This window comes from Solwaraspora sp. WMMA2101 (assembly GCF_049179175.1).
GTDB lineage: Bacteria > Actinomycetota > Actinomycetes > Mycobacteriales > Micromonosporaceae > Micromonospora_E.
In genome coordinates this window covers 2,903,426-2,924,885 of sequence record NZ_JBMHMA010000006.1, presented here as the reverse complement: position 1 = coordinate 2,924,885, position 21,460 = coordinate 2,903,426, and the positions used below count along the sequence as shown (strand labels likewise).

Annotated in this window: 19 protein-coding genes, 1 tRNA gene and 1 pseudogene; 13 read left to right on the top strand and 8 right to left on the bottom strand. The window is 72.1% G+C overall.

Annotation, left to right across the window (positions count from 1 at the left end; genetic code table 11):
• Positions 1 to 95: 95 nt before the first annotated feature.
• Positions 96 to 362 (bottom strand): hypothetical protein, encoded by a 267-nt coding sequence (locus ACN28F_RS14135; protein WP_289208400.1) that lies wholly within the window; start codon positions 360 to 362, stop codon positions 96 to 98.
• Between the two features lie 311 nt (positions 363 to 673).
• Here ACN28F_RS14135 and ACN28F_RS14130 point away from each other — a divergent pair, with 311 nt between their 5' ends.
• Together ACN28F_RS14130 and ACN28F_RS14125 are read left to right on the top strand one after the other, a co-directional pair.
• Positions 674 to 913, top strand: a complete 240-nt coding sequence (locus ACN28F_RS14130; protein ID WP_289208399.1) for a DUF397 domain-containing protein — start codon at positions 674 to 676, stop codon at positions 911 to 913.
• Between the two features lie 243 nt (positions 914 to 1,156).
• On the top strand, positions 1,157 to 1,984 hold the full coding sequence (locus ACN28F_RS14125) for a helix-turn-helix domain-containing protein (protein WP_289210748.1): 828 nt from the start codon (positions 1,157 to 1,159) through the stop codon (positions 1,982 to 1,984).
• Between the two features lie 62 nt (positions 1,985 to 2,046).
• Here ACN28F_RS14125 and ACN28F_RS14120 read toward each other — a convergent pair whose 3' ends face one another.
• Positions 2,047 to 4,053, bottom strand: coding sequence for a PhoX family protein (locus tag ACN28F_RS14120; RefSeq protein ID WP_289208398.1), 2,007 nt, complete (start codon positions 4,051 to 4,053; stop codon positions 2,047 to 2,049).
• 381 nt (positions 4,054 to 4,434) lie between these two features.
• Here ACN28F_RS14120 and ACN28F_RS14115 point away from each other — a divergent pair, with 381 nt between their 5' ends.
• Positions 4,435 to 8,763 carry an ExeM/NucH family extracellular endonuclease gene (locus tag ACN28F_RS14115; RefSeq protein WP_289208397.1) on the top strand — a complete coding sequence of 1,443 codons (4,329 nt, stop codon included), beginning with the start codon at positions 4,435 to 4,437 and terminating at the stop codon, positions 8,761 to 8,763.
• Between the two features lie 101 nt (positions 8,764 to 8,864).
• Here the strand turns inward: ACN28F_RS14115 and ACN28F_RS14110 are convergent, their stop codons facing one another.
• Positions 8,865 to 9,296: a DoxX family protein gene (locus ACN28F_RS14110; protein WP_289208396.1), complete on the bottom strand. Its 432-nt coding sequence runs from the start codon at positions 9,294 to 9,296 to the stop codon at positions 8,865 to 8,867.
• A gap of 262 nt (positions 9,297 to 9,558) precedes the next feature.
• On the opposite strand from ACN28F_RS14110, the gene ACN28F_RS14105 reads away from it, so the two are divergent.
• From ACN28F_RS14105 to ACN28F_RS14095, 3 genes are all read left to right on the top strand, one after another.
• Positions 9,559 to 9,969 (top strand): STAS domain-containing protein, encoded by a 411-nt coding sequence (locus ACN28F_RS14105; protein ID WP_289208395.1) that lies wholly within the window; start codon positions 9,559 to 9,561, stop codon positions 9,967 to 9,969.
• A complete protein-coding gene (locus ACN28F_RS14100) occupies positions 9,966 to 10,712 on the top strand; it encodes an ATP-binding protein (RefSeq protein WP_289208394.1) in 747 nt (248 codons plus the stop codon). Before ACN28F_RS14105 ends, ACN28F_RS14100 begins: the two co-directional genes overlap by 4 nt.
• A 62-nt stretch (positions 10,713 to 10,774) precedes the next feature.
• Entirely contained in the window at positions 10,775 to 11,182 is a 408-nt protein-coding gene (locus tag ACN28F_RS14095; RefSeq protein WP_289208393.1) for a four-helix bundle copper-binding protein, read from the top strand.
• Between the two features lie 13 nt (positions 11,183 to 11,195).
• Here the strand turns inward: ACN28F_RS14095 and ACN28F_RS14090 are convergent, their stop codons facing one another.
• Positions 11,196 to 12,482 carry a polysaccharide biosynthesis protein gene (locus tag ACN28F_RS14090; protein ID WP_289208392.1) on the bottom strand — a complete coding sequence of 429 codons (1,287 nt, stop codon included), beginning with the start codon at positions 12,480 to 12,482 and terminating at the stop codon, positions 11,196 to 11,198.
• On the bottom strand, positions 12,479 to 14,146 hold the full coding sequence (locus ACN28F_RS14085) for a DUF885 domain-containing protein (protein ID WP_421358129.1): 1,668 nt from the start codon (positions 14,144 to 14,146) through the stop codon (positions 12,479 to 12,481). Before ACN28F_RS14085 ends, ACN28F_RS14090 begins: the two co-directional genes overlap by 4 nt.
• A gap of 74 nt (positions 14,147 to 14,220) precedes the next feature.
• On the opposite strand from ACN28F_RS14085, the pseudogene ACN28F_RS14080 reads away from it, so the two are divergent.
• Positions 14,221 to 15,139: pseudogene (locus ACN28F_RS14080) on the top strand (DMT family transporter); the annotation flags it as partial.
• Positions 15,140 to 15,180: 41 nt separating this feature from the next.
• On the opposite strand, the gene ACN28F_RS14075 reads toward ACN28F_RS14080, so the two are convergent.
• On the bottom strand, positions 15,181 to 16,266 hold the full coding sequence (locus tag ACN28F_RS14075) for a PHP domain-containing protein (protein WP_421358127.1): 1,086 nt from the start codon (positions 16,264 to 16,266) through the stop codon (positions 15,181 to 15,183).
• Between the two features lie 153 nt (positions 16,267 to 16,419).
• On the opposite strand from ACN28F_RS14075, the gene mtnA reads away from it, so the two are divergent.
• Positions 16,420 to 17,409 carry an S-methyl-5-thioribose-1-phosphate isomerase gene (gene mtnA / locus ACN28F_RS14070; protein ID WP_289208389.1) on the top strand — a complete coding sequence of 330 codons (990 nt, stop codon included), beginning with the start codon at positions 16,420 to 16,422 and terminating at the stop codon, positions 17,407 to 17,409.
• A gap of 12 nt (positions 17,410 to 17,421) precedes the next feature.
• Here mtnA and ACN28F_RS14065 read toward each other — a convergent pair whose 3' ends face one another.
• Positions 17,422 to 18,447: a prephenate dehydrogenase gene (locus ACN28F_RS14065; protein ID WP_421358126.1), complete on the bottom strand. Its 1,026-nt coding sequence runs from the start codon at positions 18,445 to 18,447 to the stop codon at positions 17,422 to 17,424.
• Positions 18,448 to 18,589: 142 nt separating this feature from the next.
• Here ACN28F_RS14065 and ACN28F_RS14060 point away from each other — a divergent pair, with 142 nt between their 5' ends.
• From ACN28F_RS14060 to ACN28F_RS14045, 4 genes are all read left to right on the top strand, one after another.
• Positions 18,590 to 18,952 carry a hypothetical protein gene (locus ACN28F_RS14060; protein ID WP_289208387.1) on the top strand — a complete coding sequence of 121 codons (363 nt, stop codon included), beginning with the start codon at positions 18,590 to 18,592 and terminating at the stop codon, positions 18,950 to 18,952.
• A 58-nt stretch (positions 18,953 to 19,010) separates the two neighbouring features.
• Positions 19,011 to 19,175 carry a hypothetical protein gene (locus tag ACN28F_RS14055; protein WP_289208386.1) on the top strand — a complete coding sequence of 55 codons (165 nt, stop codon included), beginning with the start codon at positions 19,011 to 19,013 and terminating at the stop codon, positions 19,173 to 19,175.
• Positions 19,176 to 19,343: 168 nt separating this feature from the next.
• Positions 19,344 to 19,982, top strand: a complete 639-nt coding sequence (locus tag ACN28F_RS14050) for a tRNA adenosine deaminase-associated protein (RefSeq protein ID WP_289208385.1) — start codon at positions 19,344 to 19,346, stop codon at positions 19,980 to 19,982.
• Positions 19,979 to 20,476: a nucleoside deaminase gene (locus ACN28F_RS14045; RefSeq protein WP_289208384.1), complete on the top strand. Its 498-nt coding sequence runs from the start codon at positions 19,979 to 19,981 to the stop codon at positions 20,474 to 20,476. The genes ACN28F_RS14050 and ACN28F_RS14045 overlap by 4 nt, the downstream gene beginning before the upstream one ends.
• An 81-nt stretch (positions 20,477 to 20,557) precedes the next feature.
• Here ACN28F_RS14045 and deoD read toward each other — a convergent pair whose 3' ends face one another.
• Positions 20,558 to 21,265: a purine-nucleoside phosphorylase gene (gene deoD, locus ACN28F_RS14040; RefSeq protein WP_289208383.1), complete on the bottom strand. Its 708-nt coding sequence runs from the start codon at positions 21,263 to 21,265 to the stop codon at positions 20,558 to 20,560.
• A gap of 92 nt (positions 21,266 to 21,357) precedes the next feature.
• On the opposite strand from deoD, the gene ACN28F_RS14035 reads away from it, so the two are divergent.
• Positions 21,358 to 21,447: transfer RNA gene (locus tag ACN28F_RS14035), tRNA-Ser, on the top strand.
• The last annotated feature ends 13 nt before the right edge of the window (positions 21,448 to 21,460 follow it).

Here is a 21,460-nt window from a genome sequence, read left to right as displayed (position 1 = left end):
GCTGTCAATCCCTGAGTGGTCGATCGGCGACCTGCAGTCGCCTTTCCGCAGGTCGTGCCGGCGGGCGTGGCACCGCTGAGCGGTGCCACGCCGATTCAGCGTCGCGCGGCGTCCAGCATCGGGTCGGTCTCCGCCCGGGGGAGTACGTAGGGGGCGGTGATGGTGTCCACGCCTGTCCCACGGGAGCCGGTCGGGCGGTACGTGACCGTCGCCGCGCCGGCGGAGGCCGCCTCGATCACGCCGGCGCACCAGGTGCCGCCTCGGTAGACCCAGACCGGGTCGGCGGGCTGGTAGCGATCGGTCGGGTAGACGTCGTCGGGATCGCGTTGGCTGGGTTTGAGGATGGGAGCCGGCATGCTCATCGCCCTCCTGACTCGTCGTGCGCGGGGTCGTCGGATGGGCCGTTGGGCGGTGGTGGAGTCCGCAAAATGCTCACTCTGTGTGTGCCTGTCTCCACCCGGGCCTCGAGGTTATCGATGCCCTGGACACCATATGCCCGATTTTCCATCACGATCGGTAAACCGCCGGATACAACTTCACGTGCGCTATCATGCTCGCTATACCTTGCAGGCGCAAGAGCAGATGCACGTGCATTTGATCGCTCCGCGACGAGGCGCGGCTCAGGGTGGATTCCGACAGCCATCGCGAATAATGTCCGATTTGGATTAAATGGATGCATAAGCCTGACAATGGCGTTTCCGGCGCCCAGTTGCCAACCCTCCGATGGCGAAAGAGCGGCCGGAGCAACCCCAGCGGCAACTGTGTGGAACTCGCCCGGTTGCCCGGCGGCGACGCGGTCGCGCTGCGTAACTCCCGGCACCCGGAGGGTCCGGCGCTGATCTACACGCTCGCGGAGATCGAGGCGTTCATCCTGGGTGCTCGGGACGGTGACTTCGACGACCTGATCAGTTAGCATCGATGGCGGCGAGCCCGGCCCGTCTGCAGGGCCCCGACGTGCCGCCGTCGTCCACCGCCTGCCGGACATCGCCGTCCACAGATCGGAATCGGACCGGCTGAAGTAACTGATCACCCTCAGGTCATGGCATGCTTACTCGCCAGCAGCGGGATGTCGTGCAACGCGAGGGTGTCCGGAGGTCGGTGGGTGACGATGACGGCCCAACCAGAAGGCTCGGCCACGGGCCCGACCGTGCTGCGCATGCTGCTCGGCGCCCAGCTGCGCCGGCTGCGGGAGAGTCAGGGGGTGAGCCGGGAGGCCGCCGGCTGGCACATCCGGGCCTCCGAGTCCAAGATCAGCCGGATGGAGCTCGGCCGGGTCGGCTTCAAGGAGCGGGACGTCACCGACCTGCTCACCCTCTACGGCGTCACCGACAGCCGGGAGCGGACCGCGTTGCTCGGGCTCGCCCGGGAGGCGAACACCCCCGGCTGGTGGCACCGCTACGGCGACGTCCTGCCCACCTGGTTCCAGTCCTACCTCGGCCTGGAAGCCGCCGCCCGGATGATCCGCAGCTACGAGGTCCAGTTCGTGCCGGGGCTGTTGCAGACCCGTGAGTACGCCCGGGCGGTCGTCCTGCTCGGTCACGGCCGGGCACCCGCCGACGAGATCGAACGCCGTGTCGAGCTCCGGATGGAGCGCCAGGAGCTGCTCCGCCGGGCGCAGCCGCCGTACCTGTGGGCGGTGATCGACGAAGCCGTGCTGCGGCGCCCGATCGGCGGTGCCGACGTGATGCGCGAGCAGATCCAGACACTGATCGAGGCGACGAAGCTGCCGAACGTACGGCTGCAGATCGTGCCGTTCGACGCGGGCGGCCACGCCGCCGCCGGCGGCGCCTTCACCATCCTGCGCTTCGCCGACCAGGACCTGCCCGACATCATCTACATCGAGCAGCTGACCAGCGCGATCTACCTGGACAAGCGGGAGGACGTCGACCACTACGCCGCCGCCATGGAACGGCTCTGCATCGAGGCCGAGCCTCCCGCCCGTACCCAGGATCTGTTGCACCGGATCCTGCGCGACCTGGAATAGCTCCTTCCCGCGACCCTGACGGCCCGCGAGGGACCGCCGGTCCCTCGCGGACCGCCGGCCGATCAGGTGCCGATCACGCCACCGTCGACCTTGCGGATCACCACCGTCGCCGAGCGGGGACGACCGGCCGGATCGAAGTCCGGCCAGTTGCTCACCGCGCGCGGGTTCTCCGGGGTGGGATCGCCCCAGAACGTCGTCGACTCACCCGGATGCTGCACGTTGACGAACATCGTCCGCTGATCCGGCGTGGTGACCACCCCGGTGATCTCCGCGCCACGCGGCCCGACCAGGAACCGGCGGATCTCACCCGTGTGCGGGTCGGCGGCCAGCATCGCGTTGTTGCCCAGGTTGTCGTGGCCCCGGTCGGCCCGGTTCTGGGTGGAGTTGGAGACGTCGGTCTGGATCCACAGCCGGCCGTCGCCGTCGAACCAGATGCCGTCCGGCGAGCCGAAGATGTTCGTCTCGTCCAGCTGCACCTGCGGGTCGTACGCCGGGTCACCGGCCAGCACGAAGACGTCCCACTCGAAGCTGGTCGCCGTGTGGTCGCCGCCCCGCTCCCGCCACCGGACGATGTGCCCGTACGGGTTCGGCGTACGCGGGTTGACCTCGCCGGGCCAGCCGGTGCCGTTGGTCAGGGTCAGGTAGACGTCGTCGTTGACCGGGTTGACCGCCACCCACTCCGGGCGGTCCAGCGGGGTGGCCCCGACCGCGTCCGCCGCCTGCCGGGTGCGCAGCAGGACGTCGGCCTGGTCACGCCAGCCGTTGGCCCGGGTCAACGCCCCCTTGCCGAAGGTCAGCGGCAGCCACGCGCCCCGGCCGTCGTCGTCGAAGCGGGCCACGTACAGGGTGCCGTGGTCGAGCGGGTCGCGGCCGAGGGCCCGCTGCATCCGCCACGATCCGTCGCCGACGAACTTGTAGACGTACTCGCCGTCCTGGTCGTCACCGGAGTAGACGACGACCCGGCCGCGCGACTCGCAGAACGTGGCACCCTCGTGCTTGAACCGACCGAGCGCGGTCCGCTTCACCGGCGTCGACCTCGGGTTCATCGGGTCGATCTCGACCAGCCACCCGAAACGGTTCAGCTCGTTGGGGTTCTCGGCGACGTCGAACCGGGGGTCGGCCAGGTGCCAGCGGTAGTCGAACCCGGTGGCGTTCACCCCGTACCGGGCCTGTTCCACCGTCGGCGTCCAGGTCGGGTCCTCGGTGCCGAAGTAGCCGTTCCAGTTCTCCTCACAGGCCACGTACGTGCCCCACGGGGTGTACCCGTGCGAGCAGTTGTTCAACGTACCCATGGCGGGGTTGTCGGCCCGCAGCGCCGGATGCCGGGCGCCGACCGGCCCGGAGAACGCCACCGGGGTGGTGCCGGTGACCCGCCGGTTGAACCTCGAGTCGACCTGGCGCCACTGGTCGCCGGCCTGTTCGATCTCGATGACCGTCACCCCGTGCCCGGCGAGACCCTTGTCGACCTTCTCCTTGGTCATGATCGCGTCGCCGTCGGTGTAGTGCAGCGTCTGGTCGATGTACTCGTGGTTGAGCACCAGCAGACCGCGACGGTTGCCCAGCGGGCCCTTGCCCAGCGGGAAGAAGTGCATCCCGTCGTGGTGGCTGCCGACCTGCTGCGCCTGCTCGGCGGCGGTGTTGGAGGCGTCGCGGCGCCAGGCCGGACCCCTGCGGTGCAGGGGGGTGCCCCACGGGATCAGCACCTGGGCGGTGTAGCCGGGCGGCACGGTGATCCGGTCGTCGGTGTTCGGCGCCACCGCAGTGAAGCCGAGCAGCGGCCGGCGGCCGGGCCTACCGGGGCGGTCCGGCTTGCCGGGGCCGTGGCCGGAGCCACCGCCGTGGCCGTCGCCGGAGCCACCGTGGCCCTTGCCGGCGGTGGCCGGGTCGGCTGCGCCGACCGCGCCGGCCAGCCCGAGGAACGCCGCGGCGGCGATCACCGTACCGCCACGCACCACGTCGCGGCGGGCCGCGCGGGCCGCCATGACCTCGCGCATCGGCCGGTTGCCTGACGGGTTGGAACTGATCTCGTCCGGGTCGACGGGAACGTGCCTGTCATGGTCGAGTGACATGTCGATCCTCATTCGGTCGAGCGGCCGGCCGCTCCACGGCGCACCGGCGCCGGCTGCGTACCGCCCCTGATCGACGGTCCGAGCTGGAACACCGGCCGCTGGCACCGGGACCGTAGGCTGCCGACCACGACCACCACCGAACGCGCACACGGACGCCCGGCGACCTGCGGATGAACGATCGGTGTCCGCAGTCGGGGAGCCTTCTGCGTGGCCGTTGTCACGATGAGGTCACGTGACCCGAATGTTTAACGGGCCACCCCCGCGTCGTCTGTGCTTCGACACCGACGTCTCCTAGATTTACCTGACTCACCCTCTGACCGGAGGAACACATACATGCGCCAGCACAGACGCATAGCAACCTGGAAATTGATCACTGCGGTCGTGGGAGCCGGTGTACTCGGTGTCACCGGCGGCACGGCCGCTGTGGCAGCACCGGCCTCCGACGACCCGTTCATCAGCGAGATCCACTACGACAACGCGGGCACCGACACCGGTGAGGCGATCGAGATCACCGCCCCGGCCGGGTTCGACCTGACCGGTTGGCAGATCGTCCTCTACAACGGTGCAAACGGCGCGGTCTACGGCACCCGTACGTTGTCCGGCGCGGTGCCGGCGGCCGGGGTCCTCGTCGCCGAGTACCCCACCGACGGCATCCAGAACGGATCGCCGGACGGCGTGGCCCTGGTCGACCCCGCGACCACTGTCGTGGAGTTCCTCAGCTACGAAGGCACCCTGACCGCGGCCGGCGGCCCGGCGGACGGCGCGACCAGTGTCGACATCGGCGTCGCCGAGACCGCCAGCACCCCGGCCGGCCACTCGCTGCAGAAGATCGGCGACAGCTGGCAGGCGCCGGCGCCGCACACCTTCGGTGTGGTCAACGGCACCGACCCCGACCCCGACCCCGCGCCGGGTTGCGACGTCGCGGTGACCCACAGCATCGCCCAGGTGCAGGGCACCGGTGACGCCACGCCGCTGGCCGGTGTCGCCGTCACCATCGAGGGCATCGTCGTCGCCGACCACCGCACGGGCGGCTACAACGGCATCTACCTGCAGACCCCGGGGACCGGTGGCGAGCGGACCGTCGGCGCCGGCACCGCCAGCGACGGCATCTTCGTCTACCTGACCAGCAACGCCGCCAACCACCCGAGCGTCGCCATCGGTGACCGGGTCCGGGTCAGCGGCACCGCCAGCGAGTACTTCGGCCTCACCCAGGTCAGCATCGCCGGCAAGGCCGGCGTCCAGGTCTGCGACCAGGACAACCCGCTGCCCGAGCCGGTCGCGCTGACCCTGCCGCTGGACGCCGCCGCCCGCGAGTCGGTCGAGTCGATGCTGGTCGCCCCGGTCGGCGCCTACGCCGTGTCCGAGGTCTACAACACCAACCGGTATGGCGAGGTCGTGCTCGCCGCCGGGGACGCACCGGCGGTCATCCCGACCGATGTCGCCGCGCCGGGCAGTGACCAGGCCCAGCAGCTCGCCGCCGCGAACCGGCTGGCCCGGATCCTGGTCGACGACGGCCGGACCACCAACCTGGCCAGCGCCGGGCTCGCCCCGCCGTACGTCTCGCCGGCACAGCCGCTGCGGGTCGGTGACGCGGTCGAGGCGTTCGGGCCGAGCGTGCTGTCGTACGGCTTCGACGAGTGGCGGCTGCAGCCGACCCGACCGGTCGACGCCGACACCCCGGCCGCCGAGCGGACCACCTTCAAGGTGGCCAACCCCCGTACCGCCGCACCCGCCGAGGTGGGTGGCGACATCCGGGTGGCCAGCTTCAACGTGCTGAATTACTTCGTCCACTTCGGCGGCGACGCCCGCGGCGCGGCCGACGAGGCGGGCCTGGCCAAGCAGGAAGCCAAGATCGTCTCGGCGATCTCCGCGCTGGACGCGCACGTGGTCGGCCTGCAGGAGATCGAGAACTCGGTGCGGTTCGCGCCGAGCGACCCGGAGAAGGCGCTCAAGCGGCTGGTCGCCGCGCTGAACGCCGTCGACGGGGCCGGCACCTGGGACTACGTCCGCTCGCCGGGCGACCTGCCGGGCGCGGCACAGCAGGACTTCATCAGCAACGCGATCATCTTCAAGCCGGCCGCGGTGACGCCCGCCGGTCCGTCCCGGTCGATCGACGACGAGACGGTCTGGTTCAACGCCCGCGAGCCGATCGCGCAGACGTTCACCGCCGACGACCTCACCTTCACCGTGGTGGTGAACCACTTCAAGTCCAAGAGCGCCTCCGGGTCGCCCACCGGTGACAACGCCGACGCCGGTGACGGTCAGGGCGCGTACAACGGTGACCGGACCCGGCAGGCGGCTGCCCTGGCCGCGTTCGTGACCGGGCTGACCGAGGCCACCGGCAGCGACGACGTGCTGCTGCTCGGCGACTTCAACTCGTACACCCAGGAGGATCCGATGCGGATCCTCTACGACGCCGACTACGTCAACCTCAACGACACCGGACGCAGCACCTACGTCTTCGGCGGTGAGTCCGGCTCGCTGGACCACGCGCTGGCGTCGCCGTCGCTGGCGGCCCGGGTCACCGGTGCCGACGTCTGGCAGATCAACGCCGTCGAGTCGTACGCCTTCCAGTACGACGGCTTCCCGGCCTTCTACGACGCCGGTCCGTACCGGGCCAGCGACCACAACCCGATGGTGATCGGCCTGGCCACCGGCGAGGCCGGTCCGGTCGAGCTGCAGCTGCTGAGCATCAACGACTTCCACGGTCGGCTCGAGTCGGTGGGCACCTCGAACGGCCAGCCGGTCGGCGGCGCGGCGCAGGTCGCCGGGCTGGTCGACCAGCTGCGGGCGGCGCACCCGAACACCGCGTTCGTCTCCGCCGGGGACAACATCGGTGCGTCGACCTTCGTGTCGGCGATTGCCGACGACAACCCGACCCTGGACGTGCTCAACGCCGCCGGGCTGGACGTCTCGGCGGTCGGCAACCACGAGTTCGACAAGGGCATGACCGATCTGACCGACCGGGTCATCCCCCGGTCGGACTTCCCGCACCTGGGTGCCAACGTCTACCGGGGTGACGAGCGGGCGCTGCCGGCGTACCACGTCCAGGAGATCGACGGGATCCGCGTCGGCTACATCGGTGTGGTCACCGAGCAGACCGCCGCGATGGTCAGCCCGGACGGCATCGTCGGGATCACCTTCCGCCCGGCGGCGGCCGAGGCCAGCATGGTCGCCGAGCAGCTCAAGGACGGCAACGAGGCCAACGGCGAGGCCGACGTGGTGGTGCTGCTCACCCACGAGGGGGCGGCCACCCAGAACATCGGTTCGCCCGAGGCGCTGATGGCCGACCCGGTGTTCGGCCCGTTCACCCGTACGGTGCCCGAGATCGACGTCATCTTCAGTGGCCACACCCACCAGCCGTACGCCTTCGAGGTGCCGGTACCCGGCACCGACGAGACCCGGCCGGTCGTGCAGGCCGAGGACTACGGCAAGAAGGTCGGCCGGGTGGTGCTCCAGGTGGACGTCGAGTCCGGGGAGATCGACACCGAGCTGGTCGAGCTGGTCGACGTGGTGGGCACGCCGGTCAACCAGGAGGTGGCCGACATCGTCGCGGCGGCCAAGGCCGAGGCCGAGGTGCTCGGCCAGCAGCCGCTGGGGTCGATCACCGCCGACATCCGTCGGGCCTACACCGACGGTAACGAGGACCGGGGCAAGGAGTCGGCGCTGGGCAACTTCATCGCCGACGTCCAGCTCGCCGGCACCCGGGAGCCGGGTCGCGGTGGTGCGCAGATCGCCTTCATGAACCCGGGCGGGCTGCGTTCCGACCTGCTGTACGGCGAGGACGGGGTGATCACCTACGCGGAGGCGTTCTCGGTCCAGCCGTTCGCCAACGACATGGTGACCCGCACCTACACCGGGGCGCAGGTCAAGGAGGTGCTCGAGCAGCAGTGGCAGCCGGCCGGGGCGTCCCGTCCGGTGCTCTGGCTGGGCGTGTCGGAGGGCTTCTTCTACACGTACGACCCGACGGCGGCCCAGGGTGAGCGGATCACCTCGATGCGGCTCAACGGGCAGCCGATCTCACCGACCGGCACCTACCGGGTCACGGTCAACTCGTTCCTGGCCTCTGGTGGGGACAACTTCACCACGTTGGCCGCCGGCACGGACACCATGACCACCGGCGACAACGACCTGACGATGCTGATCGCGTACTTCGCGGCGAACTCGCCGGTGACCGCGGACACCGCGTCGCGGTCGGCGATCGGTCAGCCGGAACCGACCTGCGACGTGACCGTCACCGGTACCCACTCCGGTGAACTGATCGTCAAGGCCGGGATGACCTACTGCCTGACGGCGGCGACGGTCAACGGCCCGGTCACGGTCCGGCCCGGTGCGACGCTGATCGCCACCGACGGGGCGGTCAACGGTCCGCTGACGGCGAACCGGCCGGCGGCGCTGACCTTCACCGGCACCACCTTCGCCGGTCCGCTGGCGCTGCTGCGGGCGACCGGGTCGGTGACCCTCACCGGGGTGACGATCCGGGGTCCGCTGGAGGTGACTGGCGGTGACGGTGGCCTGCGTCTCGACGGTGCCGACATTTCCGGCCCGGTGAGCCTGGTCAACAACAAGCACGACGAGCTGCCGGTGGTGGTGGCCGGGACCACGGTCCGTGGCCCGCTCCACTGCCAGGGCAACAGCCCGAAGCCGGTCGACGAGGGCCGGGCGAACACGGTGCAGGGTCCGGCCTCCGGGCAGTGCGCGAAGCTGTGAGATTGAGCTGAGCGTGCGTACCGACAGGTGACGCAAGAGGCCGCGGCCCGGTGGACCAGATGGTCCACCGGGCCGCGGCTCTCGTCGTGCAGGGGGTGGGATCAGACCGGCTCCGGTGCCGACACCTGTTCCCGACGCCCGCGCAGCAGGGCGTCGAGCGAGTAGCGGCCCGGCCCGAGCGCCGCGACCAGCAGGAACGACCAGCAGAACAGGGCGGCGAGTTCGCCACCGTTGTTCAGCGGCAGCAGCGCTGACGGCTGGTGCATGACGAAGTACGCGTAGGCCATCGAGCCGGAGCAGATGATCGCCGCGATCCGGGTCCCGAGTCCGGTGAGGACCAGGAGCCCACCGACGAACTGGATCAACGCGGCCCACCAGCCGGGCCAGGAACCGATGGCTGCGGCTTCACCGCTGCCGCGGTGGCCTCCGAAGACTCCGAACAGCGTGGCAGCGCCGTGCAGCGTGAACAGCAGTCCGACGACCACCCGGAACAGCGCGGTGACGATCTCGGGCAGGCGTTCAGTTGGGGACATGGAGGGACTCCTCGTACATCGGGGAAATTCGGGTCCCACGGCGAGAGGAGCGTAACGACAGTAATCAAAACTAGTCAATATTTTGTCACGCGCTGTCAGCATACTCTAGGCGTTGCGCCATCGTCGGTCGTCGGCCGCCGATCCACCCACCCGTCCGTCGGCAACGTCGCGTACGCTGGTCCCTTCGAGCAGCCCCACCCCCGTCCGCGCCGCACTGGACCGCACCGGTCGGAGAGAAGCGACTCGCCATACGGAGAGCAGCATGCACGAGATCCGGGTGTCGCCGCCGGAAGCCCGGCACTGCGTGGTCGAGGCCTCCGGCGAGCTCGACATGGCGGCCACCGGGGACCTCTGCGGGGCCGTCGCCACGATCGATCCCCGCCAGGCAGAGTGGATCATCGTCGACCTGGCCGGCGTGACACTGATCGACTCCAGTGCGATCAAGGAACTGGTCGACGCTCACCATGCCGCCGCCGAGCGGGGTCAGATCCTGCTCGTCCGCAACGCCCGGCCGATCGTCCTTCGGGTACTGCGGGTAACCGGTGTCGCGGCGGTGCTCGGCATCGCGCCGGCCGACCAACCGGGCACCGTGTACGGCCAGCCGGGCACCGGGCCCGACCAGGCGGGTACCGGGCCCGGTAGTGGTGCCGCCGGCGCCGGGAACGCCGGGTGAACACCCTCACCTGGCAGGTGAGCCGTGACTTCGCCAGCGGTGTCACCCAGGTCCGACTCACCGGTGCGCTCACCGACACCGAGCTGGTCCGGCTCGCCCCGGTGCTGCGACGCTGCCTGGTCGAGGAGCCGCTGGGTCTGATCGTGGAGCTCGGCGAGGTCACCGTGGCCAGTCCGATCGGGCTGCGGGTCTTCGCCATCCTCGCCGGCGGCGGGGCCGGGCACCGGCCGGCGATGCACCTGTGCGCCCACCCGGGCACCCCCGCCGGCCTGCTGGCCCGACGCAGCATCAGCGATCTGGTGAGTGTGCAGGACAGCGTCATCGACGCGGTCAAGCTGATCGAGAGTGGGCCGCGGTCGCCGTACCGCTGGCATCAGCACCTCGCCCCCCATCCGCGGACCCCGGGGACGGCCCGCCGCCTCATCGAGGCGGCCTGCCGATCCTGGCAGCTCACCGCGCTGCTCGACGAGGCCATGGTGATCGGCTCGGAGCTGGTCGGCAACGCCGTCGAACACGCCGGAACCGAGCTGGACGTCACCACCACCCGCCAGGCCGGGGCGATCCGGATCAGTGTCCGGGACCGTGCCGCCCAGTTGCCGAGGCCGGTGAACCGGACGGGATCGGCGCACACCGGCCGCCGTGGTCGCGGCTTGGCGATCATCGAGGCGCTGGCCAACGACTGGGGCTACGCCGCGATGCCGGACGGCAAGTCGGTCTGGGCGGCGCTGCGGCTGCCCGACTGACGGCGTTAACTTCGTGCCACCGTGGGTACGCCCTCCGACAGGTCGAATCTCTGGAGGTAGCCATGACCCAAGCAACCGCGATGCTCGACACGTACCCGCTCGACCTGGGCCACGTCGACCGGCAGGCGCTCGCCGACTGTATCGACGCCTGTTTCGACTGCGCCCAGACCTGCACCGCCTGCGCCGACGCGTGCCTGAGTGAAGACATGGTCGCCGACCTGGTCAAGTGCATCCGTACCAACCTCGACTGTGCCGACATCTGCGCGTCGACCGGTCGGGTGCTGTCCCGGCACACCGGCTACGACGCCAACACCACCCGTACCATCCTGCAGGCCTGTATCCAGGCCTGCCGGTCGTGCGCCGAGGAGTGCATGGCGCACGCCGACACGCACGAGCACTGCCGGGTCTGCGCCGAGGCCTGCCAGCGGTGCGAACAGGCGTGCCGGCAGCTGATGGCCGCCCTCGGCTGACGTCCGGCCCCGGTCACCCGGTCGCCGTCGGCGCGGCCTCGGCGACCGGCACCGGCACTGGGGTACGCCGCATCGCCACCGCCGTGGCGGCGGTGGCGAACGCCGCCGCCACCAGCGCGGCGACCACCACCGCCAGGATCGACTCCGGACGGGTCGCCAGCAACCAGCCGAGCAGCCCGACCGTGGTGATCCACAGTGGCGCCGCCGGCCGTCGGGCGCCCGCCGCGACCTGCGCGTTCACCATGACGTACACCAGCGCGTAGAGCGCGCCGACGGCGGCGAAGTACGGCGCGTACCGCCCCAGCGGCACGTAGTCCGGGCCGCCGGCGAGCCGAAACGCCAGGCCGCCGGCGAGCACCGACGCCAGCACCAGCAGCGCGCCACAGCCGGCCACCAGGGCGAGCGCCACTCCCCGGGCCCGCCGGTCGCCCCGGGCCAGCCGGGGCAACGCGACGATGGTGACCACCTGCGGAGCCCAGATGGCCCCCTTCGTCAGCACCGCGCCGATCGCATAGCCGCCGGAGTCCACCGGGGACAACAGGTACCGCGCCATGATCAGATCGGCGTACGAGAGCACCAGCATCGCCAGGGTGGCGCTGCTCGCGGTGAGCACGGCGGCGGCGGTCAGCCGACCGGTCACCGGGCCCGGCACCGGGTCCGGGCCCGGCACTGCGTCGGCCGCCGGCCCCGCTGCGGTTGCGGCGTCGGCCGTCGAGGCGGCCCGTCGCCCGGCCGGCCGGGCCAACCAGGCCAGCACCGGCAGGGTCGCCACGCCGACCAGCACCCCGGCCAGCAGCGCACCGGTCGCGTCCAGACCGACCAGCAGGCCGGCGATCACGCCGCCGTAGCGGGTCACCGCGAGTACCGTCATCGCGGCCGCGAGCCGCAGGAACCGTTGATCGCCCTGCAACTCGCCCAACCAGCGGCAACCGAGCACTGCCGTACCGGTCGCGGCGGCGAGCAGTCCGACCATCGCCAGCGACAGGTCCAGCGCGCCGACCAGCACCGGCCCGGCGGCCAGCACGGCAGCCGCGCAGATCCCGGCGGCGATCCAGGCCAGTCGCCCGGCCGGATCGGTGCCACCACGCGCCCGGTGCACCGCGACCGCGATCTGCAGCCCGAGGCCGGGCACCGAGCCGATCGCGCCGAGCGCCAGCACGGTCGCCAACGCGCTGAGGCCGGCCGCCGGCAGCGTCCGGCCACCGAGCATCGGCGCCAGGTACGCCAGACCGTTGGCCAGCACGCCGGCCAACGCCACCGCCGGCCCGGCGCGCAACAGCCCGCCCGACCGGACGGTCACAACCGGTCCAGGGCGGTGCGCAACGGATCGAGGCCCAGCACCCCGAGATCGAGCGCGGACCGGTGGAACTCCTTCAGATCGAACGCCGCACCCTTGCGGGCCTGGGCGTCCGCCCGCGCCTGCAGCCAGATCCGCTCACCGACCTTGTACGCCGGTGCCTGCCCCGGCCACCCCAGGTAGCGGTCCAACTCGAAGCGCAGGATCTCGTCCGGCACCCGGCAGTGCGCCCGGAGGAACTCCCAACCCAGCGCGGGCGTCCACCGCTCGCCCGGATGGAAGTTGAACGAGTTCGGCGGGATGGTCAGCTCCAGGTGCATGCCGATGTCGACGATCACCCGGGCGGCCCGCAACGCCTGCCCGTCGAGCATCCCGAGCCGGTCACCGGGGTCGGCCAGGTACCCCAGTTCGTCCATCAACCGCTCGGCGTACAACGCCCAGCCTTCGCCGTGCCCGGAGCACCAGGAGAGCAGCCGCTGCCAGCGGTTGAGCCGGTCGGCCCGGACCTGGGTCTGGCCGATCTGCAGGTGATGGCCGGGGACACCTTCGTGGTAGACGGTGGTGACCTCCCGCCAGGTCGAGAACTCGGTGAGCCCCTGCGGCACCGCCCACCACATCCGGCCCGGCCGGGAGAAGTCCTCGGAGGGTCCGGTGTAGTAGATGCTGCCGTCGCTGGTCGGTGCCAGGCAGCACTCGATCCGCCGGACCTGCTCCGGGATGTCGAAATGGGTGCCGTGCAGTTCGCTGATCGCGGTGTCGGCCAGCGCCTGCATCCAGTCGCGGAACGCCTCGCCGCCGGCGACGGTGCGGGCCGGGTCCGCGTCGAGCAGCCGCACCGCGTCGTCGACCCGGGCACCGTGCCCGGCGATCTCGGCCGCCGCCCGGCGCATCTCCTGCTCGATGCGGTCCAGCTCGAAGAAGCCCCAGGCGTACGTCTCTTCCAGGTCGACACGGGCACCGAGGAAGTACTGGGAGGCCAGTTCGTAGCGGTCCCGGCCGGCCGCCTCGGTGTCGCGCCCGTGCGGGGCCAGTTCGGTACGCAGGAAGTGGCCGAAGGCGATCGTCGCGGCGGTGGCGGCCGACGCGGACCGGCGTAGCTCGGCGGTGAGGCTCTCCGGCGCGGTCAGCCGGGCCACCAGGCCGTGGAAGAAGTCGTCGGCCTGCGGATCGGTCCAGACGTCGCACTGGTCGGCGACCTTGAGCATCTGGGCCCGGGGCGCGGAATGCCCGGCGGCGGCGGCGTCGAGCAGCGTCACCCGCAGCTGCTCCAGGGCCTGCGGGTAGCGGTCCAGCCGGGCGGCGATGTTCGCCACCGCCCCGTCGCCGTCGGTCGGCATCAGGTCGAACGCCTGGCGCAGGTGGTGCAGCCCGCTGGCGATGACGCTCAGCTCGCTGGTCTCCTCGCCGGCGTCGTATCGGGCCAGCTCCAACCCGAGCCGTTCGGCCATGGCGTCGCGGGCGACCCGTTCCGTCTCGGTCTGCGGCTCGGCGACGTCGAGCTCCCGCAGCGTGTCACGGATCAACGCTGCCCGCTGCGCGTACCCGTCGGGGGACAGGTCGTCGAGCTGGTCGTCGTGGCCGGCGATCCCGGCGTAGGTGGCGCCGACCGGGTTCAGCCGCGCCCACTGATCGACATAGCGGTCGCTGATGTCATCCACACGTCCCATGGTGGGAGACCCTACGTGGCCGGTGGTCGCCGGTGTCGTACCCGCCGGGCAGAGTGTCAGGGGTGCAGACCCCTATCGGCCCTGACCTGAGCGGAGCAGGCCCCCGGCCGGCCCGTTGGCTACCCGGGTTCGTCCTGCTCGCGGTCGTCTGGGGGTCCAGCTTCCTGTTCATCAAGGTCGGCGTGGCCGAGCTGCACCCGCTGTACGTGACCCTGGGCCGGGTCGCCGCCGGCGCGGCGACGCTGCTGGTCGTGCTGGTGGTCACCGGCGACCGGTTGCCCCGCGACCTGCGGCTGTGGCTGCACCTGACGGTCGTCGCGGCGGTCGGCGTCGCACTGCCCTTCACCCTGTTCGGGTACGGCGAGCAGCGGATCCCGTCGCTGCTTGCCGGCATCTGGAACGCCACCACGCCGCTGATCGTGCTGCCGTTCGCGGTGCTGGTGTTCCGTACCGAGCGGTTGACGGTCCGTCGGGCGGCCGGCACCGCGCTGGGCTTCGTCGGGGTCCTGGTGGTGCTCGGCGTCTGGCAGGGGGTGGGTGGGGCGCAGCTCACCGGGCAGCTGATGTGCCTCGGTGCGGCGGCCTGCTACGGGTTCGCCATCCCGTACCAGAAGCGGTTCGTCGCCGGGCGGCCCGAGACCGGCGTCGCGCTGACCACCGCGCAGTTGCTGCTCGCCACCGTTCAGCTGCTGGTCGTCGCCCCGTTGGTGGCCGGCGCACCACCCGTACCGACGCAGCTGTCCCCGCAGGCCCTCGGCAGCGTGCTGGTGCTCGGCGCGCTCGGCACCGGGGTGGCGTTCGTGATCAACATGCGCAACATCCGGCTGGTCGGGGCGAGTACGGCGGCCACCGTCACCTACCTGGTCCCGTTGGTCGCGGTGGCGATCGGTGTGCTGGTGCTCGACGAGCGGCTGGCCTGGCACCAGCCGGTCGGCGCGGTGGTCGTCCTGGCCGGGGTGGCCCTGGCCCAGGGGTCCCGGCCGCGTCGGCTCTCAGGCGGCCGCCGGCTGACCTCAGGCGGCCGCCGGCTGACCTCAGGCGGCCGCCGGCTGATGTCCGGCGGTCCAGTCGAGCAGCCGCCGCACCGGCCAGGTGTTGACGACCCGGTCCGGCTCGACCCCGCAGAGCACCGCCCGGGCGCAGCCGAATCGTTGCCAGTCGAGCTGCCCGGGAGCGTGCGCGTCGGTGTTGACGGCGAACAGGCAACCGGTCTCCACCGCTAGCCGGATCAGCCGTTTCGGCGGGTCCTGCCGCTCCGGCCGGGAGTTGATCTCCACTGCCTTGCCGTGCTCGGCGCAGGCGGCGAAGACCGCCGCCGCGTCGAAGTCGCTCGGCGGCCGTGACCGGGCCCGGTGCCCCCGGTCGCCGGGTCCGGTCACCCCGGCCGGCCGGTCGGTGACCATCCGGCCGGTGCAGTGACCGAGGATGTCCAGCCGGGGGTTGGCCACCGCAGCCAGCATCCGCCTGGTCATTCGCGCCCGGTCGTCGCGCAGGTTCGCGTGCACCGAGCCGACCACCACGTCCAGTTGGTCGAGCAGCTCGTCGGACTGGTCGAGGGAACCGTCCGGCAGGATGTCCACCTCGATGCCGGTGAGGATCCGGAATCCGGCCGGCAGCGCGGCGTTCACCGCCGCGACGTGGTCGAGTTGCCGGCGCAGCCGCGCGGCCGTCAGCCCCCGGGCGACGGTCAGCCGGGGGGAGTGGTCGGTCAGCGCCAGGTACTCGTGGCCGAGTTCGACCGCGGCCAACGCCATCTCCTCGATCGGCGAGCCCCCGTCGGACCAGTCCGAATGGGTGTGGCAGTCGCCGCGCAGCGCGGCCCGCAACGCGGTCGCCGCCTCGTCCAGGTCGGTGCCCTCGGTGGCCAGCAGCCGCCGCAGGTAGACCGGCTCCTCGCCGGCCAGCGACTCGGCGACGCAGCGGGCCGTGACCTCACCGACCCCGGCCAGCTCGGTCAGGGTGCCGGCGGCGGCCCGCTCGGCGACCTCGTCGGCGCCCAGGGCGGCGAGCGCACTGGCGGCAGAGCGGAACGCCCGTACCCGGTAGGTGGCCTCGTTGGCGCGTTCCAGCAGGAACGCGATGCGACGCAGGTCGGCGACCGGGTCCCGGGCAGTGCTCACACCGGCCACCCTAGGCGGTACGGACCGACCGCGCGCGGCGATCCCGACGGGTGTCCGCCGCGTCGGCCGTCGAACGCGACGGGTGTCCGCCGCACTACCCACGGTCGAATCTGCGGGTGCCCGCAGGGCGCCGACGACGATAGGGTCGACGCCATGCGGACCATCGACTGGGCCGGCGACGCCGTCGAGATCATCGACCAGACCGCGTTGCCGGAGCACACCATCGTCCGGCGACTATCCACAGTCGAGGAGGTCGTCGAGGCGATCCGGTCGTTGGCGGTACGGGGCGCTCCGGCGATCGGCGTGGCCGGCGCACTCGGCGTGGCACTCGCCGCCCGGCTGCACGCCGCCGCGCCGGCGGACCTCGCAGCCGCCGTCGCCCGGCTCCGGTCGGCCCGCCCCACCGCGGTCAATCTGGCCCGGGGCGTCGACCGGGCGGCGGCCCGGATCCCCGTGGGGCCCGATGCCGTGCTGGCCGAGGCGACCGCGCTGATGGCCGAAGAGGAGGCCGCCTCGGCCGCGATGGCCAGCGCCGGTGCCGACCTGCTCGGCGAGCTCTGCGGTGACCGGCCCCGGCTGCTGACCCACTGCAACACCGGGGCGCTGGCGACCGTGGTGGGTGGCACCGCCCTCGGGGTCGTCACCGAACTGCACCGACGGGGTGCGCTCGGCGCGGTCGTCGCCAGCGAGACCCGACCGTTGCTGCAGGGCGCCCGGTTGACCGCCTGGGAGCTGGGCCGGGCCGGGGTCGACTTCCGGGTGGCGGTCGACGGGGCCGGACCGTTCCTGATGGCCCGGGGGCTGATCGACGCGGTGATCGTCGGCGCCGACCGGATCTGCGCCAACGGCGACACGATCAACAAGATCGGTACGTACGCGCACGCGCTGGGTGCCCGCCGGGCCGGGCTGCCGTTCATCGTGGTCGCACCTGAGTCCACGGTGGACGTCGCGACCGCGACCGGAGCGGAGGTGGAGATCGAGGACCGGGGCTCGGCCGAGGTCGTCGGGTTCGCCACGGCCCGGACCACCCCGCCCGGCACCGAGGCGGTCAACCCCGCGTTCGACGTGACCCCGGCCGACCTGGTCACCGCCATCGTCACCGACCAGCGGGTGATCCGGCTCGATCGCGGCGAGCGGGTCTGACCGCGCCGTTTCTCAGTCCGTCGGTTCGGCCGGCGCCGGCCGAACCGCGGTCACCGTACGGCGGTCGTCGGCGACCGCGCTCACCCACCCGCCGGCCCGACCCAGCCGCAGCAGGGCGTCGGGCTGGGCCGGCAGCTCCAACGGACGCCCCGGGGTCGGCGGCCAGTCGGTGCGCGCCGCGTTGCCCGTCGACAACCACGGCACCAGCGCCGGGATCGGCTCGGCGGCGTCCAACGCCGCCCGGGCCACCGACAACGCCGCCAGCACCTCGTCCAACGCCGACCGCACGGCCGCCGCGTTGCCGCCGCACATCGCCGCGACCAGCTCGGGGCGGCTGGCGGCGACCCGGGTGCCGTCGCGGAAGGATCCCGCCGCCAGCGACCAGGCCAGCGGGTCCGTCACGGCGGTGGCGGCCAGCGCCGAGGCCAGCAGATGCGGTACGTGACTGATGGCGGCGACCGCCCGGTCGTGCTCACCGGCGGTGGCCGGCACGACCCGGGCACCGAGCCCGGTGACCGCCGCCGCGACGGTCAACCAGTCGTCGATCGCGGTGACCTGAGGTTCCAGGCAGAGCACCCAGGAGCAGCCGGTGAACAACTCCGGGTCGGCGGCGGTGAATCCGGAGGTCTCCCGGCCGGCCATCGGGTGGCCGCCGACGAAACCGGCCGTACGGTCGTGCAGACGGTGCAGATGCCGGTCGACGAGCTGGCGTACCGGCTCCTTGACCGACGTCACGTCGGTCACCAGCCCGGTGTAGCCGACCGCCGCGACCTGGTCGAGCACCTGGCCCAGCGCGGGCAACGGCACCGCCAGCAGCACCAGGTCGGCGTCGGTGACCGCGTCCCGCACCGTCGGTGACACCTGCCACCGGGCCCCGGTCGCGGCCCGGGCCGCCGCCGTCCGGGCGGTCGCCCGGGTGGCCGGGTCGGCGTCGTAGCCGAACACCCGATGGCCGGCCGCAGCGAACGCGCGCAGCGCGGAGCCGCCGATGAGCCCCAACCCGATGACCGCCAGACGCACGCGGTGACTCTGCCACATCGCCGTCGGGGTCGGCCGGGCAGCCGTCGTCGGTACGCTGTCGGCAGGACAACCGGCGCGCGGCAGGACACGGTCCTCAAGCGTGCGGGGCGGCAGACGGCCGGTCGGTGCAGCGGGCGGGGCGGACGAAGGAGCGAGGCAGATGCGGGACCACCCGATCAACTGGCCGTCGCCCCACTGGCCGTCGCCGCTTCCGCCGATGCCGCCACCACGGCCGACGTACCGGGAACCGCATCCGGTGCGGCCGGGGGCCATCGCCGCCGGTGCGCTCGCCACCGCCCTCTGGCTGCTGCTGACCGGGCTGCTCGGTACGGATCTGCGCAGCTACGCCCTGACGACGCTGGCCGGCGGGGCGGTCGCCTGGGGGGTCGCGGTCCTGCTGGCCTGGATCGGTGACCGGGGCGTCGCCACCGGTGTCGCCCTGGCGACGTCGGCGGGCTGGAGCATCGCAACTGTGGCGATCGCCACTCACTGGGCCGCCACCGGCAGTTGGCCGCTGTGGTGATCCGGGCGGCCGAATTGCGGGCTTGACGAACGCCGTACCGGTCGGCACGCTCGGCGGCATGGCCAACACTGGGCATCGGCTCGACCCGCAGCGGCACCGCCGTCGCTTGCAGATCCTCGCCGAACTCGCCGGCGCGAAGATCGCCCGCGACCGGGAGCGCCCCCGCCGGGTGCGGGACCAGCAGCTGCGCGAGCTGATCGCCGCACGCCGACTGGTCAACTGACTTTCCCGACGGCTGTCGCACACCCGTCCCTGCACGTCAGGGGTGTTCGGGGCGTTGTGGGGTCAACGACCGACCTGACCCGATACCGTCATCCTGACGACTGATTCGGCGGTTACCGACGGCGGCGAACGACGCCGGAAGGTCACCGCAGGGACCATTGGGGGGACCGTGCCCTACTTTGCTGCCGCTGCCGTACGCGGCCCGGCCGGTTGGTCAGGTGCCGAACTGGACCTCGGCGGGGTCGCCGACATCGACGAGGTGGTCGACCGGCTCCGCGAGGTCGACCCGGACGCCGAGGTGTCACTGCTGTTCGTCGAATCGGACGACTGCTACCTGGTGATCATGCGCCTTGACGAGGGCGAGGACCTGCGGATCTTCAGCTCGGACGCGGCGTTCGCCGACGAGTCCCGGCTGGGGGCGCTGCTGATCGGCGACATCCGGACACCTGCGGTCGAGGTCGATCTGGAACCGGTCGTGGTCGGTGCCGCCGCCGGCGGGGGCACGGTCGCCGGTGGCGTCGCCCCGTCGCCCGGTGGCGGTGCCGGCGGGTACGCCGCCGGTGACCCACTGGCCGACTTCGACGACGACGTGGACGCCCTGGCCGACGAGGAGGACGACGAGGAGCCGGTCGCCGACCCGGACGCGGAGCCGGTCGGCGACGCCGACCTGCTCGCCGACCTCGGGGTGTCCGCCCGCCGGCTGCTGGCGCTCTGCTCCCGGGACGGGATGCTGCCGGCCGACGTGACGGCAGAGGTCTGCCAGACCCTCGGCTGCGGCGACGAGATCGAGGAACTGCGCGAGGCGTGACCGGTCCGGGGAGCACCGTGCCGGCCGCGCGACGCCACCGCGACCCGCAGCACGAGCGGTGGATGCGGCGGGCGCTGGCGGTCGCCGCGGCCGAACCGCCGCCGGTCGGCGCGGCCGATGTGCCTGTCGGGGCGGTCGTCTACGACGCCCACGGCATCGAACTGGCGACCGGGCGCAACGAACGTGAACTGACCGGCGACCCGACGGCCCACGCCGAGATCCTCGCGTTGCGGCGGGCCGCCGCCCGACGCGGCGAATGGCGGCTGGACGGCTGCACCCTGGTGGTCACCCTGGAGCCGTGCACGATGTGCGCCGGAGCGTTGGTGCTGGCCCGGGTCGCCACCGTGGTCTTTGGCGCGTGGGAGCCGAAGACCGGGGCGCTCGGCTCCCTGTGGGACGTGGTCCGGGACCGGCGGGTCAACCACCGGCCGGCGGTGTACGGCGGGGTCCTCGCCGACGAGTGCGCCGCCGCGCTGCGGGCGTTCTTCCGCTGACGTACGGGTGCCCGCGAACTCGCGGCGGCGGCCGTACCCCTGGCGGCGGCGTACCTCGGTCGGTAGGGGTGACGGCGACGCTCAGGCGACGACGGTGTCGAGTGCGATCCGTACCATTTCGCTGAAGGTCTGCTCGCGGTCCTCGGCGCTGGTCTTGTCGCCGGTCCGGATGTGGTCGCTGACCGTGAGAATGGTCAGCGCGCGGGCCCGGAACCGGGCGGCGATGGTGTACAGCGCGGCCGACTCCATCTCGACCGCCAGGACCCCGTAGTCGGCGAGGGTGTCGTACAGGTCCGGCCGGTCGGTGTAGAAGGCGTCGGCGGCGAGCACCGGCCCGACCCGCATCGCGACGCCGTGCCGGGCCGCCACGTCGACCGCCGTACGCAGCAGCCCGAAGTCGGCGACCGGGGCGTAGTCGACCAGGCCGGCGAACCGCACCCGGTTCATGTTCGAGTCGGTGGCCGAGCCGTTGGCGGCGATCACGTCCCGCAGCTGCAGGTCGTCGGTGAGCGCGCCGCAGGAGCCGACCCGGATCAGGGTCTTCACCCCGTAGTCGTTGATCAGCTCGTGGGCGTAGATCGACGCCGACGGCATGCCCATGCCGGAACCCTGGACGGAGACCGGCGTGCCGGCGTAGGTGCCGGTGAAGCCGAGCATCCCCCGTACGGTCGAGTAGCAGGTGGCGTCCGTGAGGAAGTTCTCGGCGATCCACTTGGCGCGTAACGGGTCACCCGGCATGAGGACCCGCTCGGCGATGTCGCCGGGGCTGGCTCCGATGTGCGTGCTCATGTCCATGATCCTGCCAGGTGGGGTCGGGACCGCTCCGGTGCGGGCGGATACCGCCGCGACGTCGCCACCGCTCGTCGGGTACCCTTCTCGGCGGTGGTGTGTCCGAGTGGCCTAAGGAGCACGCCTCGAAAGCGTGTGAGGGTTCACGCCCTCCGCGGGTTCAAATCCCGCCGCCACCGCCACTGAACAGGCAAA